Source organism: Gilliamella sp. Fer1-1, assembly GCF_001690825.1.
Taxonomy (GTDB): domain Bacteria; phylum Pseudomonadota; class Gammaproteobacteria; order Enterobacterales; family Orbaceae; genus Gilliamella; species Gilliamella apicola_C.
The window spans coordinates 1-15,530 of sequence record NZ_LZGX01000079.1; the positions used below are offsets into that span (position 1 = coordinate 1).

Consider the following 15,530-nt stretch of genomic DNA (forward strand, 5'->3'; position numbering starts at 1 on the left):
GATGGCTGCTTCTAAGCCAACATCCTAGCTGTCTAAGCCTTCCCACTTCGTTTCCCACTTAACTATGACTTTGGGACCTTAGCTGGCGGTCTGGGTTGTTTCCCTCTTCACGACGAACGTTAGCACCCGCCGTGTGTCTCCCATGATTAAACTTGTCAGTATTCGGAGTTTGCATCGGGTTGGTAAGCCGGGATGGCCCCCTAGCCGAAACAGTGCTCTACCCCCAACAGTTACTCATGAGGCGCTACCTAAATAGCTTTCGGGGAGAACCAGCTATCTCCCGGTTTGATTGGCCTTTCACCCCCAGCCACAGGTCATCCGCTAATTTTTCAACATTAGTCGGTTCGGTCCTCCAGTTAGTGTTAACCAACCTTCAACCTGCCCATGGCTAGATCACCGGGTTTCGGGTCTATACCCTGCAACTTAACGCACAGTTAATACTCGGTTTCCCTTCGGCTCCCCTATTCGGTTAACCTCGCTACAGAATATAAGTCGCTGACCCATTATACAAAAGGTACGCAGTCACTATTACCCAACGGCAACAGCTCCCACTGATTGTACGTACACGGTTTCAGGGTCTATTTCACTCCCCTCCCGGGGTTCTTTTCGCCTTTCCCTCACGGTACTGGTTCACTATCGGTCAATCAGGAGTATTTAGCCTTGGAGGATGGTCCCCCCTTCTTCAGACAGGATATCACGTGTCCCGCCCTACTCTATAAGCTTCCACATCATGCATTTTCATGTACGGGACTTTCACCCTCTATCGTGCGACTTTCCAGACGCTTCCACTAATACATCATGCTACCCGCTTGGGCTCCTCCCCTTTCGCTCGCCGCTACTTAGGGAATCTCGGTTGATTTCTTTTCCTCGGGGTACTTAGATGTTTCAGTTCTCCCGGTTCGCCTCATATAACTATGAATTCATTATATGATAGTGTAGTCACCTACACTGGGTTTCCCCATTCGGACATCAACGGCTATAGCGCCTTTTATCGGCTTACCGTCGCTTTTCGCAGATTAACACGTCCTTCTTCGCCTCTGATTGCCTAGGCATCCACCGTGTACGCTTAATTTCTTAACCTTACAACTCACAGTTGTCTTGGTTTTCAATTTACGCTTTTTTTCTCTTTTTTACTTCAGTACTTTTAGTTTAATCAGTTTAACTCAACATTTATTAAATATATCATTAAACCAAAAATAAAAGTTTTCCGTAAAAACGAGAACTCGTTTCTTTCAGCTTGTTCCTAATTGTTAAAGAGCTTTATCTTTCTATTCACTCATCTTTTAACTCAAGTAAATACAAACATAATTTTTTTCATCATCGAATAATAGAGATATCTTTAATGGTGGAGCTAAGCGGGATCGAACCGCTGGCCTCCTGCGTGCAAGGCAGGCGCTCTCCCAGCTGAGCTATAGCCCCATTGTCTCACTTCATCAACCAATCAAGCTAAAATCAGCTTAATAAGTAGAATTGGTGGGTCTGAGTGGACTTGAACCACCGACCTCACCCTTATCAGGGGTGCGCTCTAACCACCTGAGCTACAGACCCAATAAAGTGACTCTTTCTTCTAAACAAACAATCTGTGTGAGCACTTACGAGCTCTTCGTAAGGAGGTGATCCAACCGCAGGTTCCCCTACGGTTACCTTGTTACGACTTCACCCCAGTCATGAACCACACCGTGGTAAACGCCCTCCCGAAGGTTAAGCTATCTACTTCTGGTGCAACCCACTCCCATGGTGTGACGGGCGGTGTGTACAAGGCCCGGGAACGTATTCACCGTGACATTCTGATTCACGATTACTAGCGATTCCGACTTCATGGAGTCGAGTTGCAGACTCCAATCCGGACTTAGACGTACTTTATGAGGTCCGCTTGCTCTCGCGAGGTCGCCTCCCTTTGTATACGCCATTGTAGCACGTGTGTAGCCCTGGTCGTAAGGGCCATGATGACTTGACGTCGTCCCCACCTTCCTCCGCTTTATCAACGGCAGTCTCCTTTGAGTTCCCGGCCAAACCGATGGCAACAAAGGATAAGGGTTGCGCTCGTTGCGGGACTTAACCCAACATTTCACAACACGAGCTGACGACAGCCATGCAGCACCTGTCTCACAGTTCCCGAAGGCACTCCCATATCTCTACAGGATTCTGTGGATGTCAAGACCAGGTAAGGTTCTTCGCGTTGCATCGAATTAAACCACATGCTCCACCGCTTGTGCGGGCCCCCGTCAATTCATTTGAGTTTTAACCTTGCGGCCGTACTCCCCAGGCGGTCGATTTATCGCGTTAGCTTCGGAGCCCATCACTCTAGGCAACAAACTCCAAATCGACATCGTTTACAGCGTGGACTACCAGGGTATCTAATCCTGTTTGCTCCCCACGCTTTCGCATCTCAGCGTCAGTATCTGTCCAGAAGGCCGCCTTCGCCACCGGTATTCCTCCACATCTCTACGCATTTCACCGCTACACGTGGAATTCTACCTTCCTCTACAATACTCTAGTTAACCAGTTTTAAGTGCAATTCCTAGGTTGAGCCCAGGGCTTTCACACCTAACTTAATTATCCGCCTACATGCCCTTTACGCCCAGTCATTCCGATTAACGCTCGCACCCTCCGTATTACCGCGGCTGCTGGCACGGAGTTAGCCGGTGCTTCTTCTGTAATTAACGTCAATTGTTGCACCTATTAGATACAACACCTTCCTCATCACCGAAAGTACTTTACAACCCGAAGGCCTTCTTCATACACGCGGCATGGCTGCATCAGGGTTCCCCCCATTGTGCAATATTCCCCACTGCTGCCTCCCGTAGGAGTCTGGACCGTGTCTCAGTTCCAGTGTGGCTGGCCATCCTCTCAGACCAGCTAGAGATCGTCGCCTAGGTGAGCCTTTACCCCACCTACTAGCTAATCCCATATGGGTTCATCAAATGGCGCATGGCCCGAAGGTCCCATGCTTTGGTCTCTCAACTTTATGCGGTATTAGCAGTCGTTTCCAACTGTTGTCCCCCACCATTCGGCAGATCCCCATACTTTACTCACCCGTCCGCCACTCGTCATCAAGTGCAAGCACTCATGTTACCGTTCGACTTGCATGTGTTAAGCCTGCCGCCAGCGTTCAATCTGAGCCATGATCAAACTCTTCAATTTAAAGTTTGATGCTCAATAACTGTCTCTGACATATTCAAATGAATCTTCAGTGTCACTTATCAAGACTTAATTTTTTTAGTCCGTAGACTTTAATCTTTTGTCTCGCAAGTGCCCACACAGATTGTCTGTTTCTTATTTTTAAAGAGCTAACAGCTTTTTTTAAATCAATCAACTTTTTGTTAATTTACTTCGCTGTCTCAAGGGTTGCGTATACTACGCTAACCTTTTTTATTCGTCAAGATCTTTTTTCAAAATTTTTGATCTTAATTTTTCACTAACTCGCCCCAGCTTTTCGCTGACGCCGTGTCAGTGGATGCGCATTATAGGGACTTTAAAAATTCGCGCAAGGGGTTATTGTGCATTTTATTCTTGTTTGCGTTTTTTTTATTCAAGATGAACTAAAAACAAACTAAAGTTAGTGATTGTAAAAGCAAATTTTAATATCTTTGCTAGTTAATTATATTTTTTATAACAGACAAAATAACTTCAAATTAAATACGCTTTATTAAGTTAGAATAAAAAATGCCTTTTACATTCGCTCATCCTGCTATCATATTACCTCTATATAAGAAACCCCACCTATTTTCTATGACGGCTTTGATTATTGGTAGTATGGCGCCCGATTTTGAATACTTCTTAAGAATGGAGGTAAAAAACACTTTAAGTCATAGTCTAGCTGGTATTTTTTTATTTGATTTATCAATGACCCTAGTTATTACTTATATTTTTCATTTTATTGTCCGAAATACTTTAATTAAAAATTTACCTAATTTCTTTTATAGGCGATTTGCTAATTCTTTAATTTTCAACTGGAATAAATATTGCTGTCAGCATTGGGGGGTTGCTTTGTTCAACTTTCAGTTTATTACAAGATACTGTTAATATAGGGAAAATGGAAATTCCAATTTATAAATTATTACAACATGGTAGTTCATTAATCGGTATGAGTTTGGTGGGACTATTTATTATTTACCAATTGTAACATCTAAACAGGATAAAGTTGATTTTCCATATTGGAGCTTAATAGTACTTATTACTTTGCTTATTTTTATATTTGGCAGCTATTCTTTTTCTATAAATCAGCTAGGTATAACTGTTGTTACTTTTATTAGTGCCTGTTTTATTGGATTAACCATTGCCTCACTAAGACTTAAAAGTATCACTTTAATACAGCGTTTAATCTAAACACTGTATTAGTTAAAACCACAATCAAGATTGGTTTTTTATTCTTTTTGGCAGATCAGCCAAACTATCAATAACCCAATCAGCTTGTTCTAATGCTTCTTCTGTTATGGTATCACCCGTTTTTACTAATACGGTTTTTTTAACACCCGCTTTTTTACCCGACAATAAATCAGACACTCTATCCCCAACCATATAGGAATTAGCAATATCAATTTTTAGTTCTTTGGCTGCTGTTTGAATCATACCGGGACTTGGTTTGCGACATTCACAGTTATCAATTAACGGATCATGAGGGCAATAATACACACCATCTAAATCAACACCGCGATCTTGTAGTGACCAATCCATCCATTCTGTCAACGTGTGAAATTGTTCTTCAGTAAATATGTTTCGGGCAATACCTGATTGGTTTGTTGTTATGACTAACAAAAAACCCATTTTCTTGAGCTCTTGCATCGCATCAATAACACCATCAATGAAATGAAATTTATCAATGGTATGCACATAATTATAATCTACATTAATAGTACCATCTCGATCTAAAAAAATAGCAGGTTTCATATTGACTCTTTTCCTTTTAATTTAGGTATTGCTCTACTTCGCATAGCATATTATCGATTGACTTAGATGTCTAGACGTCTTAATATTCGCCTATTCACATTTTATTTTTATATATTATGATACAGTTACAACATATTTCGAAAATATTCGAACATAATAAAACGCCAATTCATGCATTAAAAGACATTACAATACATGTTCCTCAAGGAAAAATTTATGGTGTTATCGGTAAATCAGGGGCAGGAAAAAGCACACTTATTCGTTGTGTTAATCTTCTAGAAAAACCGACTAGTGGTAAAATTTTTTTTGATAATCAAGAAATAACACATCTACCAAATAGAAAGTTAATCAAAATACGTCAAAAGATAAGCATGATTTTTCAACACTTCAACTTACTTTCTTCACGGACAGTATTTGATAATATTGCATTTCCTCTTGAATTAAGCCAAACCCCAAAATCAAAAATCAAGCAAAAGGTTAATGAATTAATTGAATTAGTTGGCTTAGCTGAAAAAGCCGATGCTTATCCTTCCAATTTGTCTGGCGGTCAAAAACAACGTGTTGCCATTGCCCGAGCTTTAGCAAGTGAGCCCAAAGTTTTATTATGCGATGAAGCAACAAGTGCCCTTGATCCTGAAACCACTCGTTCAATTTTGGCATTATTAAAAGATATCAACCAAAAATTAGGACTAACCATTTTATTAATCACACATGAAATGGATGTAGTAAAACAAATTTGTGATCAAGTAGCAGTGATCAGCAATGGAGAATTGGTTGAACAATCATCGGTAGGTGAAATGTTCTCACATGCAAAAACAGATATTGCACGACAATTTATTCAATCAACCTTGCATCTTAATATCCCTGATGATTATTTAACAAGGCTATCACCTGAGCCAAAAGAAGGGCTCAATCCTTTAGTACGTTTAGAGTTTACGGGAGTTTCTGTCGACTCCCCCTTGTTATCGCAAATTGCTAAAGAATTTGAAATTGATAGTAATATTATTAGTGCACAAATGGATTATGCAGGGGGGGTTAAATTTGGCTTAATGCTAGCAGAAATGAAAGGGAACCCGAAAAGTATGGCACCAGCAATTCAATTTTTAATAAAAAATAATACCCAAGTAGAGGTTCTCGGCTATGTTTGATTTTATTCCTTCCTTTAAACCTTTCGAATCACTATTTAATTATTTATCCCAATACAGCTTTTGGGGTGACTTTGTTGCTTTTTGTTCATCATACAATGGTTTTAATCAAGCTATGCTATTGAAAATGGCACAAGCCACTGATGAAACCCTTTATATGATCTTTCTATCGAGTTTTTGGGGAACAGTGATTGGATTACCTATTGGAATATTGCTTTATACAACACGCAAAGGGCAGATCTTAGATTGCTATATAACTAATAGTGCTATTTCATTTATTACTAATATATTTCGTTCTATTCCGTTCATTATACTAATTGTATGGATTATTCCTTTTACCACGTTGTTAATGGGAACCTTTATAGGTAAACAAGCAGCTGTAGTACCGTTAAGTATTGGTGTATCACCATTAATTGCACGCATGATTGAAAATGCATTGTTAGATGTACCTAAAGGGTTAATTGAGGCGGCTCGCTCAATGGGAGCAACACCATTTCAAATTATATATAAGGTTTTATTACCTGAATCATTACCTGTAATTGTTAATAGCATGACGATTACCTTAATTACTTTGACAGGATACATTGCGATGGCCGGAGCCGTTGGCGCTGGAGGTCTTGGACAACTTGCTATTCAATATGGTTACAACGGCTACAAGCCTGCTATAATGAATACTGTTTTGGTTATATTAATTATTATTGTCTTTATTATTCAATTTATTGGCAATAGGATTGTTAAACGAGTTACACATCATTAATTTTGGGAGAAATATATGTCTATTAAAAAGCTAGTGCTTATTAGCACATTGGTAAGTGCATTTTTTTTAACTGGCTGTGATAATAATAAACAACCAGCTACAACAGATAACAAATCAGCAGAGCCTGCTAAAGTAAGTTCTATCAAAGTAGGAGTGATTTCTGGTCCTGAACAAGAGGTTGCCGAAGTAGCTAAACAACAAGCAAAAGATCTTTATAATTTAGATGTTGAACTAGTTATTTTTAACGATTACGTTACACCAAACCAAGCATTAAATGATGGCTTAATTGAAGTAAACGCGTTCCAACATAAGCCTTATTTAGATGAGCAAATAAAAGAACGTGGCTATAAATTAGCTGTTGTTGGAAACTCATTTGTTTATCCAATTTCAAGCTATTCTCGCAAATTAAAACCGATTGAAGAATCAACAGAAATAGGTGAAGGTGTAAAAGTGACATCACCACGCGGTGAAACCTTTTTTATTCCAGCTAATTCAACTATTGCCATTCCTAATGACCCAACCAACTTAGGACGAGCGTTATTATTATTACAACATGAAGGCATGATTACAGTTGATAAATCTAAAGGTTTATTGCCTACTGTACTTGATATCACTAGCAATCCTTACAACTATAAGATCGTTGAACTTGAAGCACCAATGTTGCCACGTTCATTAGATGATGCTCAAGTTGATCTTGCAATTATCAATAACGCCTTTGCAGGGCAAGCCAACTTAACACCAAGTAAAGATGGTATTTTTGTAGAAGATAAAGAATCCCCTTATGTTAACATTATTGTTTCTCGTGAAGCTGACAAAGAGAATGAAAGCATAAAAAACTTTGTTAAAGCATACCAAACTGACGCAGTGGCAGAAAAAGCTAACCAAATCTTTAATGGTGGCGCTATTCGCGGTTGGTAATAACTTACAATAAATACTTATTACTATCAATTCCGCCGGCTTCTGTTATCGGCGGAAAGCTATTAGCATAAAAGCTATTAGCATGAAAACGATTAGCATAAAGAAAATAAACCAATCCACTTAAAAATTTTCTATAAATCAATAAACAATGACATATCAAATAAAGCCAATCGGCATAATCCGTTCCCCTTATAGTGAAAAATTTGCTGTGCCAAGGCAACCTAATTTAGTTAACGCAGGACAAGGCGAGCTTTACTTATTAGCGCCTTACAATGATCCCGTCAGTGTTAAAGGGCTGGAACAGTTTTCACATTTATGGCTATTATTCCTGTTTCACCATATTGCTCCTGAAAAATGGAGATTAACCGTACGCCCTCCTCGTTTAGGCGGTAATAAAACAATGGGAGTATTTGCGACACGCTCACCATTTAGACCTAATCATATAGGGCTTTCTGCTGTTGAATTAAAAGACATCCTTGTTGAAAATAAACAGGTCATTTTAAAACTAGGTAGCCTAGATTTAGTCGATGGCACACCAATTATTGATATCAAGCCTTATATTCCTTATTGTGACAGCCATTCAGATGCATTTGCAGGATACGCACAATCTACACCAGAAGAAAAACTAACTGTTACATTTTCACAAAAAGCACAATTAATTTTAGATTTACAAAAACACGATTATCCTCAGCTCACTGAGCTCATTACCCAAGTTATTTCTCAAGATCCAAGGCCTGCCTACAAACAAAAAAAAATTAATGAACAAACCTATGGGCTGAGGCTTTACCATTTTAATATTAAATGGAAGATCAGCAATCAACACGCTCTTGTTGAAGATATCTATATAGATAATATATGTTAGTTAGACAAAAAATTTAGATCAAATATGTTCTTTATTCTAAATTTTTATTAATGAAAAGCAGGTTTATCAGTGTCTTTAATAAAAAATTACATGAAACCGTTAAAAAAAATTGGTATCTTTTGCCAATTCTGATAGACTAAATGCGGGTTTAATTTCCCTATATTTCACTTTGCCACTAAAACTTTATAAGTTTTAGTGGTTCTTTTTATCTGCAATATCAATGATAACTAAAGTTATGTTTGCTTCTCATTTCGGCAATATCGATTGAATCAAATAAATAATGCTTTCCGCAATAATCACAATGAATATCAATTTTACCGCCCTGTTCAGCTAGAATTTCATCAACTTCATTATTTGGTAAGGTCATTAAGCTATTCTCGCAACGTTGGCGTGAACATCCGCACTTAAAAATAATATCCTGTGTTTCAAAAAGGCGTACGTCTTCTTGATTATATAGGCGGTATAAAATCTCATCAGTAGGAAGCTGAAACAGCTCATCGCTAGTCATTGTCTCAGTTAATGCACTAAGATGCTCAAATGATTCATAGGTGTTTTCATGAGCGGGCAAAACTTGCAATAAAATGCCTGCTGCCATTGGCTTATTATTATACACTCCCGTTTTGACAAATAAGCGCGTTGGCAGTTGTTCCGATTGCATAAAATAGTTTTCGATACAACCAATAAGCGTATCTTTTTCTAAGCCGACAATTCCTTGATAACGCTCACCGTGTTTTGGTGTGATAGTGATAACAACATAACCATTACCTACCATATCTTTAAGCGTCGCATTATCAACGATCTCGCCGTTAACTCGAGCAACACCACGTAACTGTTGTTGATCATTACCATTCACTACCGCTAAAGATAAAGCGCCATCCCCCTGCAACTGCACAGCAATATCACCTTCAAATTTTAGTGTTGCGGTTAATAAACTGGTTACAACCAACAATTCACCAAGTAATTTTTGTACCGCAATTGGGTATGAATGATTATCTAAAATCGCTTCATACGTCTGCTCAAGACGGGTAATTTCACCACGAATCGGATGATTATCAAATAAAAAACGATTTAAAGTATCCATATTAATTGTTGTCACCTTGTTGCCTATTGTATTTAAATTTAATCAAATCGCGCCGCTCCTTTTTATCAGGTCTTCTATCGGGATGCGGCATTGTCAATGCATTGAGTTTACGTGCTTGTGCCATTGCTTCTCGTTTAACAATACTATCGGGAGTTTCTAGATAAAGTTGTTGAGCCTCAGTAGCAGTTTTTCGTTGCTCGCTAATAGCTAAAATTTGAATTGTTTTTTGATCCAAACCTTGGCGAAGCGTTAAAATGGCCCCAACTTCAACAATTTTACTTGGTTTAGAGCGCTGACCATTATAATGTACCTTACCACCTTCAACCATTTCTCGAGCTAATGAGCGAGACTTATAAAATCTTGCAACCCAAAGCCATTTATCTAATCTTACAAGCAAAATAACACCCTCATATCATACTAATTGTTGAGCTTTCACGCTCAAACACACATAGAAAGCGCATCTTATACATCTTAACCAGTTATATAACGATGCTTTTATAAAAATCAATGCTCAAGATTGATAATATAATCATTTCCCTCGTTTGTCGAAAACACCCCTGCAAAGCTAAATGGTCGAAATTGTCCATGTAAATTAGCTGAATAATTTATCGCTGTTGGAGGTTGCTTTACCAATTTCCAGTCTTCTAACAACGAACTGGTGATATTATATGCATTAAATTTCAAAGATAACGGTTCATTTTGCAACAGATCAATATCCACTTGGGATTCTATCATGCCACTATCAACTAAAGAGCCAAAAGTTAATAAAGCATGATGTTGAGAATCAAATTTTAGAACCAGATCTGGATAACGAATATCAATTTTATTGAACGAACCTTTTTCTGATTTAAAAAACACAGTGCCTGAAAATATGCCTAATTTTTGATTTTCAGCTAAAACAACATTTGAACCTGAAGCTTGAAAATTATATAGGCTAAACGGGAAATCACTGTATTTTCTAATTATTAAACTTTGTAAAATATCAAGCTTATCAACTATAATATGCTTAAAAATATCGGGTAACACGGGTAGCTTAAATTTTTCAGGAACGTCATAATTGATATCGGCTAATGTTAATTTCTCTAGCTGTAGGTCATTATCTTTCCATTTTCCAGAAAAATTTATACTGCCTTTATTCCATTTCGCTAACGCTTTTTGAATCGTCACTGCTTGATTATCGGATGATAATTGAACCAATACCGACGAAAATGACTGCTCATGTAAAACAACATTATCAGCATTAAAAGTAAAAGAACTTTGCTCAAAACGCCATTTATCATCATAACAAAGATTGGTTGCTTCAATATTGCCTTTCTCAATTAAAAAATGAGGCAATTGTATACTACTTTCAAGTATTGATAATTGCTTAATAGTTAATTTTGGCAAAATATGGGAATAGTTGCTCCAAAACACGTCATCTGTTGATTGGAAATTGATATTATGTAACTTTAATTGATCAATATTCAAACTATTATCAGCAAGTACTTTTAATTTACTCACAAAAAAGCCATTATGAATATTTCCACCTAAATTAGTAATCGTTGTAACACCATCGCGATGGAACCCTTGAATAAGTAGTGATTTTATTGGAATTTGATTCACTAAAACATCTTGTGAAGAAAAATCAAATTGATATTGACCTGCTCCCGATGAAATAAAAGGTTGAATGCCCCCATTAATTTTATTGAATGAAAGTTTGTCTTTTCCATTGTTGACCAGAACATCAACGTTTGAATTAACAAATTTTAGCGTATTGCTTGAAAAGGCATAGTGGCCAAAGTGAGTATCAGCAACCACACCGTTAATAATGGTAATATAATTAAAGTGGGATAATTGCCAAAGATTGCTTTTATCCAATCCTATCACTAATTTAGGAATATGAATAAATTCTTGCTTATTATCGCTCACCACGACTTCATCAAAAGCCAATTCATAGAAATTTGAAAACGAATGATGAACGTTGCCTATTGAAATTGTATAAGAACTTAATCTAGATAATTGCTGACTAACTACTTTAGCGCCAAAAGAGGTTTGCACAACAAAATAAGACAACAAAACTAAAAGCCAAAAAATGAATAGAAAAATGATGATATAAAATCGTAATCGTCGCATAAATAAATTTAATTGTTATAATGAACTATGAATAATTGCATTACGATAACTGATTTTAACCAAAATAGCACCTCATTGCGTATAAATGATTTGTGGTTAAGTTGGTTTTACAGTTAAGATATAAACTTTCATTATATATTTTTAAATAATAACTGAACAACTCACTTTCCCCTTCTTTGATTAAGATAAGGGAGAGTTATTTTTATTTACTATAAGTAAAAACGGGAGATACCTAGATGAAACAAATCCCAATGACGGTTAAGGGAGCTGAATTATTACGAGCCGAACTTGAAGAGCTCAAAAATGTCAAAAGACCACAAATAACAGCCGCCATAGCTGAAGCAAGAGCTCACGGCGATTTAAAAGAAAATGCTGAATACCATGCCGCAAGAGAACAGCAGGGCTTTTGTGAAGGCCGTATTCAAGAAATTGAAGGCAAACTTTCACAAGCACAAATTATTGACATAACAAAAGTAAAAAATACTGGGCGTATTATTTTTGGTGCAACAGTAACCGTTATCAATGTAGAAACAGACGAAGAAACAACCTATCGTATCGTAGGTGATGATGAGGCAGATTACAGGCAGAATCTTATTTCAGTCAATTCACCTATTGCTAGAGGTTTAATCGGCAAAGAAGATGGCGATACAGTACAAATTAAAACGCCAGGTGGTGATGTGGAATTTGATATTATTAAAGTGGAATATATCTAATCTTCAATACATTATAAATAACAAACAGGGCTGATAGCCCTGTTGTCGTATTTATTTAGGTAAAGTGATTTTCTTATCTTCACTTGGTCTAAAAATAGTAAAATTAGAACCCACCAATTGCACTGGCAAAGCCTTGGTTTCACGAATAATGGCATCGCAAATAAGCTTTTTAGTTTCACGATCTTCAGCAGAAACCTTAATTTTAATTAATTCATGGAAATTTAAGGCATTGTCAATTTCGGCAAGTACACCTTCGGTAAACCCGTTAGCACCAATCATGACAATAGGTTTTAAATGATGGGCTTCGCCTTTTAAGTACTGTTTTTGTTTATTCGATAAATTCATTAAATTTTTTATCATATTAAGTTGCAATTTTGTTATTCTACCCTTATATATATTTGTAATCAATAAAGTGACCTCTTTAGATTAAGGATTTATTCGCAGTGAGTAACAAAAAACGCTCTGCAAGCTCAACACGTTGGCTCAATGAGCATTTTAATGATCGCTTTGTACAACAAGCGCAAAAAAAAGGGCTACGATCTCGAGCGTGGTTTAAACTTGAAGAAATACAAAAAAGTGACAAATTATTCAAACCAGGTATTACCGTTGTTGATTTAGGTGCAGCTCCTGGTGGTTGGTCACAATATGTTGCATCACTTATAGGTAACAAAGGTCGCATTATTGCTTGTGATTTGTTACCAATGGATCCCATTGTAGGTGTTGACTTTTTGCAAGGTGATTTTCGGGACGAAGCCGTTCTAAAAGCGTTGCTCGAACGAGTTGGTGAAGAAAAAGTTCAGGTTGTCATGTCAGATATGGCGCCAAATATGAGCGGGCAACCCGCTGTTGACATCCCCAGAGCCATGTATTTAGTAGAGCTTGCATTAGAGATGTGTAGAGATGTGCTTGCGCCTAATGGTAATTTTATTGTCAAAGTGTTTCAAGGTGAAGGATTTGAAGAATACCTAAAACAAGTACGTTTGATGTTTAAAACAGTCAAAATTCGTAAGCCAGAGGCTTCGCGAGCTAGGTCTCGAGAAGTTTATATTGTTGCAATGGGGATGAAGTAGCCAGTTGTATAATTTTGTAGTACCATACTTCGTTAAATTTAGTCGTAACTGTTAATTTTTATGAGAGGTTTTTCTTTTGAACGACATGGTAAAGAATTTACTGATCTGGGGAGTTATTGCTGTAGTATTGATTACTGTATTTAATCAATTCAGTTCAATATCTAATAGCGGGCCTCAAGTCAATTATACCCAATTTAATTCCGATATCACAGCTGGTAATCTCCAAGAAGTGCATATTAAAGGACGTGAAATTATTGCCACAACCAAAAATAAAGGCAACTACGTTACTTACATCCCGTATTTAGATGAAAAACTAATGGATGACTTGTTAGCCAACAAAGTACCTGTCTATGGTGCACCTGATGAAAGACCAAGTTTAATAATGAGCATATTTATTTCTTGGTTCCCTATCATTTTACTTATTGGGTTCTGGCTCTTTATGATGCGCCAAATGCAAGGTGGTGGTAAAGGTGGCCCAATGTCAGTTGGCAAAAGCAAAGCCAAAATGCTAACACCAGACCAAGTTAAGACCAAATTTATCGACGTTGCGGGCAGTGAAGAGGCAAAACAAGAAGTCACTGAAGTGGTCGATTTTTTACGAGATCCAGGTAAATACCAAAAACTAGGTGGACGAATTCCAAAAGGTATTTTAATGGTTGGGCCTCCTGGTACAGGTAAAACATTACTAGCAAAAGCAATCGCTGGCGAAGCCAAGGTGCCTTTTTTCAGCATGTCAGGTTCAGACTTTGTTGAAATGTTTGTTGGTGTGGGGGCATCACGTGTCCGAGATCTATTTGAACAAGCTCGCAAACATGCGCCTTGTATCATCTTTATTGACGAAATTGACGCTGTAGGCCGAAAACGTGGCGCAGGTTCAATGGGCGGGCATGATGAACGTGAACAAACATTAAACCAAATGCTAGTTGAAATGGATGGTTTTGAAGCCAATAGTGGCATCATTATCATTGCAGCAACCAACCGAGCCGATATTTTAGATCCAGCCTTACTCCGTCCAGGTCGTTTTGACCGCCAAGTACAAATTGGCTTACCAGATATGAAAGGCCGAGAACAAATTCTTGCAGTGCATGTGCGTAAAGTGCCTCTAGGATCTGATGTTGATTTATCGGTACTAGCGCGTGGAACACCGGGTTATTCTGGTGCAGAATTAGCGAATTTAGTCAATGAAGCGGCTTTATTTGCTGCGCGTCGCAATAAGCGTGTGGTCACAATGGATGAATTTGAAGAGGCTAAAGATAAGATTAACATGGGCACGGAAAGACGTTCATTAACCATGACTCAAGAGCAACTTATTTCAACCGCTTATCATGAAGCAGGACATGCCATTATTGGCTACTTAATGCCTGATCATGATCCTATCCATAAAGTCACCATTATTCCACGTGGGCGCGCACTGGGTGTCACTTTCTTCCTACCTGAAGGCGATCGAGTTAGTGAAAGTCGCGAAAAACTGGAAGGCGATATTGCAACTCTTTATGGAGGACGACTTGCAGAAGAACTCATCTACGGTGCCAATAAAATTTCTACTGGTGCCTCAAATGATATAAAAGTTGCCACACAATATGCACGAGCAATGGTAACACAATGGGGGTTTTCTGAACGCTTAGGCCCATTATTTTACGAAAATGATGATAATTCATACGGCCGACCGAAAGATATTTCTGACGAAACAGCGAGAATTATCGACGAAGAAGTCAAAGCCATTATCGATCGTAATTATCAACGAGCTCGTCAAATATTAACTGACAATATCGATATCCTTCATGCAATGAAAGATGCGCTAATGAAGTATGAAACCATTGGAGCAAAACAAGTTGCAGATTTAATTGCTCGTCGCCCGATTACAGCGCCTGATGATTGGACTGAAAGTGACGAACATGCAGCAAGCAAAATACCCAATGAAGGAAGCGACATACCGCCTCAATCAAAAGGTTAATAAGCTCAAATAAAATATAACGCGCTAC

The 15,530-nt window shown here is 37.9% G+C and carries 13 protein-coding genes, 2 tRNA genes and 2 rRNA genes; 8 read left to right on the forward strand and 9 right to left on the reverse strand.

Translation table 11 applies throughout. The features are described from left to right. The 4 genes from A9G28_RS08975 to A9G28_RS08990 form a co-directional block, all read right to left on the reverse strand. Positions 1 to 1,080, reverse strand: a 23S ribosomal RNA gene (locus tag A9G28_RS08975); the annotation flags it as partial. Between the two features lie 263 nt (positions 1,081 to 1,343). Beyond that, a tRNA-Ala gene (locus A9G28_RS08980) sits at positions 1,344 to 1,419 on the reverse strand. 52 nt (positions 1,420 to 1,471) lie between these two features. After that, positions 1,472 to 1,548, reverse strand: a tRNA-Ile gene (locus tag A9G28_RS08985). 58 nt (positions 1,549 to 1,606) lie between these two features. Further along, positions 1,607 to 3,144, reverse strand: a 16S ribosomal RNA gene (locus A9G28_RS08990). A gap of 522 nt (positions 3,145 to 3,666) precedes the next feature. On the opposite strand from A9G28_RS08990, the gene A9G28_RS14200 reads away from it, so the two are divergent. Then, positions 3,667 to 4,026 (forward strand): DUF4184 family protein, encoded by a 360-nt coding sequence (locus A9G28_RS14200; protein ID WP_065580448.1) that lies wholly within the window; start codon positions 3,667 to 3,669, stop codon positions 4,024 to 4,026. Positions 4,027 to 4,353: 327 nt separating this feature from the next. Here the strand turns inward: A9G28_RS14200 and gmhB are convergent, their stop codons facing one another. Beyond that, positions 4,354 to 4,890 (reverse strand): D-glycero-beta-D-manno-heptose 1,7-bisphosphate 7-phosphatase, encoded by a 537-nt coding sequence (gene gmhB, locus A9G28_RS09000; protein ID WP_065566584.1) that lies wholly within the window; start codon positions 4,888 to 4,890, stop codon positions 4,354 to 4,356. A 116-nt stretch (positions 4,891 to 5,006) separates the two neighbouring features. Here gmhB and metN point away from each other — a divergent pair, with 116 nt between their 5' ends. The 4 genes from metN (at position 5,007) to tsaA (ending at position 8,572) form a co-directional block, all read left to right on the forward strand. Further along, positions 5,007 to 6,038 carry a methionine ABC transporter ATP-binding protein MetN gene (gene metN, locus A9G28_RS09005; RefSeq protein ID WP_065580449.1) on the forward strand — a complete coding sequence of 344 codons (1,032 nt, stop codon included), beginning with the start codon at positions 5,007 to 5,009 and terminating at the stop codon, positions 6,036 to 6,038. 112 nt (positions 6,039 to 6,150) lie between these two features. Further along, positions 6,151 to 6,792: a methionine ABC transporter permease gene (locus tag A9G28_RS09010; RefSeq protein ID WP_065580469.1), complete on the forward strand. Its 642-nt coding sequence runs from the start codon at positions 6,151 to 6,153 to the stop codon at positions 6,790 to 6,792. 15 nt (positions 6,793 to 6,807) lie between these two features. Beyond that, the gene (gene metQ, locus A9G28_RS09015; RefSeq protein ID WP_065566582.1) at positions 6,808 to 7,710 is read left to right on the forward strand and encodes a methionine ABC transporter substrate-binding lipoprotein MetQ; all 903 of its coding nucleotides are present in this window, start codon (positions 6,808 to 6,810) and stop codon (positions 7,708 to 7,710) included. Between the two features lie 148 nt (positions 7,711 to 7,858). Then, positions 7,859 to 8,572 carry a tRNA (N6-threonylcarbamoyladenosine(37)-N6)-methyltransferase TrmO gene (gene tsaA / locus A9G28_RS09020; RefSeq protein WP_065580450.1) on the forward strand — a complete coding sequence of 238 codons (714 nt, stop codon included), beginning with the start codon at positions 7,859 to 7,861 and terminating at the stop codon, positions 8,570 to 8,572. Between the two features lie 217 nt (positions 8,573 to 8,789). Here the strand turns inward: tsaA and hslO are convergent, their stop codons facing one another. The 3 genes from hslO to A9G28_RS09035 all read right to left on the reverse strand — a co-directional run bounded on the left by hslO (position 8,790) and on the right by A9G28_RS09035 (position 11,705). Continuing rightward, entirely contained in the window at positions 8,790 to 9,653 is an 864-nt protein-coding gene (gene hslO / locus A9G28_RS09025; protein ID WP_065580451.1) for an Hsp33 family molecular chaperone HslO, read from the reverse strand. Between the two features lies 1 nt (position 9,654). Then, complete coding sequence (hslR, locus tag A9G28_RS09030; protein WP_218057354.1) at positions 9,655 to 10,050, reverse strand: ribosome-associated heat shock protein Hsp15; 396 nt, start codon at positions 10,048 to 10,050, stop codon at positions 9,655 to 9,657. 107 nt (positions 10,051 to 10,157) lie between these two features. Then, on the reverse strand, positions 10,158 to 11,705 hold the full coding sequence (locus A9G28_RS09035) for a hypothetical protein (protein WP_141674725.1): 1,548 nt from the start codon (positions 11,703 to 11,705) through the stop codon (positions 10,158 to 10,160). Positions 11,706 to 12,001: 296 nt separating this feature from the next. On the opposite strand from A9G28_RS09035, the gene greA reads away from it, so the two are divergent. Further along, positions 12,002 to 12,478: a transcription elongation factor GreA gene (gene greA / locus A9G28_RS09040; RefSeq protein ID WP_065566577.1), complete on the forward strand. Its 477-nt coding sequence runs from the start codon at positions 12,002 to 12,004 to the stop codon at positions 12,476 to 12,478. Positions 12,479 to 12,529: 51 nt separating this feature from the next. On the opposite strand, the gene yhbY is transcribed toward greA, so the two are convergent. Further along, positions 12,530 to 12,823: a ribosome assembly RNA-binding protein YhbY gene (gene yhbY / locus A9G28_RS09045; RefSeq protein WP_065566588.1), complete on the reverse strand. Its 294-nt coding sequence runs from the start codon at positions 12,821 to 12,823 to the stop codon at positions 12,530 to 12,532. A 98-nt stretch (positions 12,824 to 12,921) separates the two neighbouring features. On the opposite strand from yhbY, the gene rlmE reads away from it, so the two are divergent. Together rlmE and ftsH are read left to right on the forward strand one after the other, a co-directional pair. Next, a complete protein-coding gene (gene rlmE / locus A9G28_RS09050; protein ID WP_065566576.1) occupies positions 12,922 to 13,548 on the forward strand; it encodes a 23S rRNA (uridine(2552)-2'-O)-methyltransferase RlmE in 627 nt (208 codons plus the stop codon). Positions 13,549 to 13,633: 85 nt separating this feature from the next. Continuing rightward, complete coding sequence (ftsH, locus tag A9G28_RS09055; protein ID WP_255307122.1) at positions 13,634 to 15,502, forward strand: ATP-dependent zinc metalloprotease FtsH; 1,869 nt, start codon at positions 13,634 to 13,636, stop codon at positions 15,500 to 15,502. The last annotated feature ends 28 nt before the right edge of the window (positions 15,503 to 15,530 follow it).

Bases quoted from the DNA above. Each gene is read 5' to 3' on its own strand.
- yhbY (WP_065566588.1), bottom strand. From the start codon at position 12,823: ATGAATTTATCGAATAAACAAAAACAGTACTTAAAAGGCGAAGCCCAT.
- hslO (WP_065580451.1), bottom strand. From the start codon at position 9,653: ATGGATACTTTAAATCGTTTTTTATTTGATAATCATCCGATTCGTGGT.
- A9G28_RS09010 (WP_065580469.1), top strand. From the start codon at position 6,151: ATGCTATTGAAAATGGCACAAGCCACTGATGAAACCCTTTATATGATC.
- greA (WP_065566577.1), top strand. From the start codon at position 12,002: ATGAAACAAATCCCAATGACGGTTAAGGGAGCTGAATTATTACGAGCC.
- metN (WP_065580449.1), top strand. From the start codon at position 5,007: ATGATACAGTTACAACATATTTCGAAAATATTCGAACATAATAAAACG.
- A9G28_RS14200 (WP_065580448.1), top strand. From the start codon at position 3,667: ATGCCTTTTACATTCGCTCATCCTGCTATCATATTACCTCTATATAAG.
- gmhB (WP_065566584.1), bottom strand. From the start codon at position 4,890: ATGAAACCTGCTATTTTTTTAGATCGAGATGGTACTATTAATGTAGAT.
- metQ (WP_065566582.1), top strand. From the start codon at position 6,808: ATGTCTATTAAAAAGCTAGTGCTTATTAGCACATTGGTAAGTGCATTT.
- ftsH (WP_255307122.1), top strand. From the start codon at position 13,634: ATGGTAAAGAATTTACTGATCTGGGGAGTTATTGCTGTAGTATTGATT.
- tsaA (WP_065580450.1), top strand. From the start codon at position 7,859: ATGACATATCAAATAAAGCCAATCGGCATAATCCGTTCCCCTTATAGT.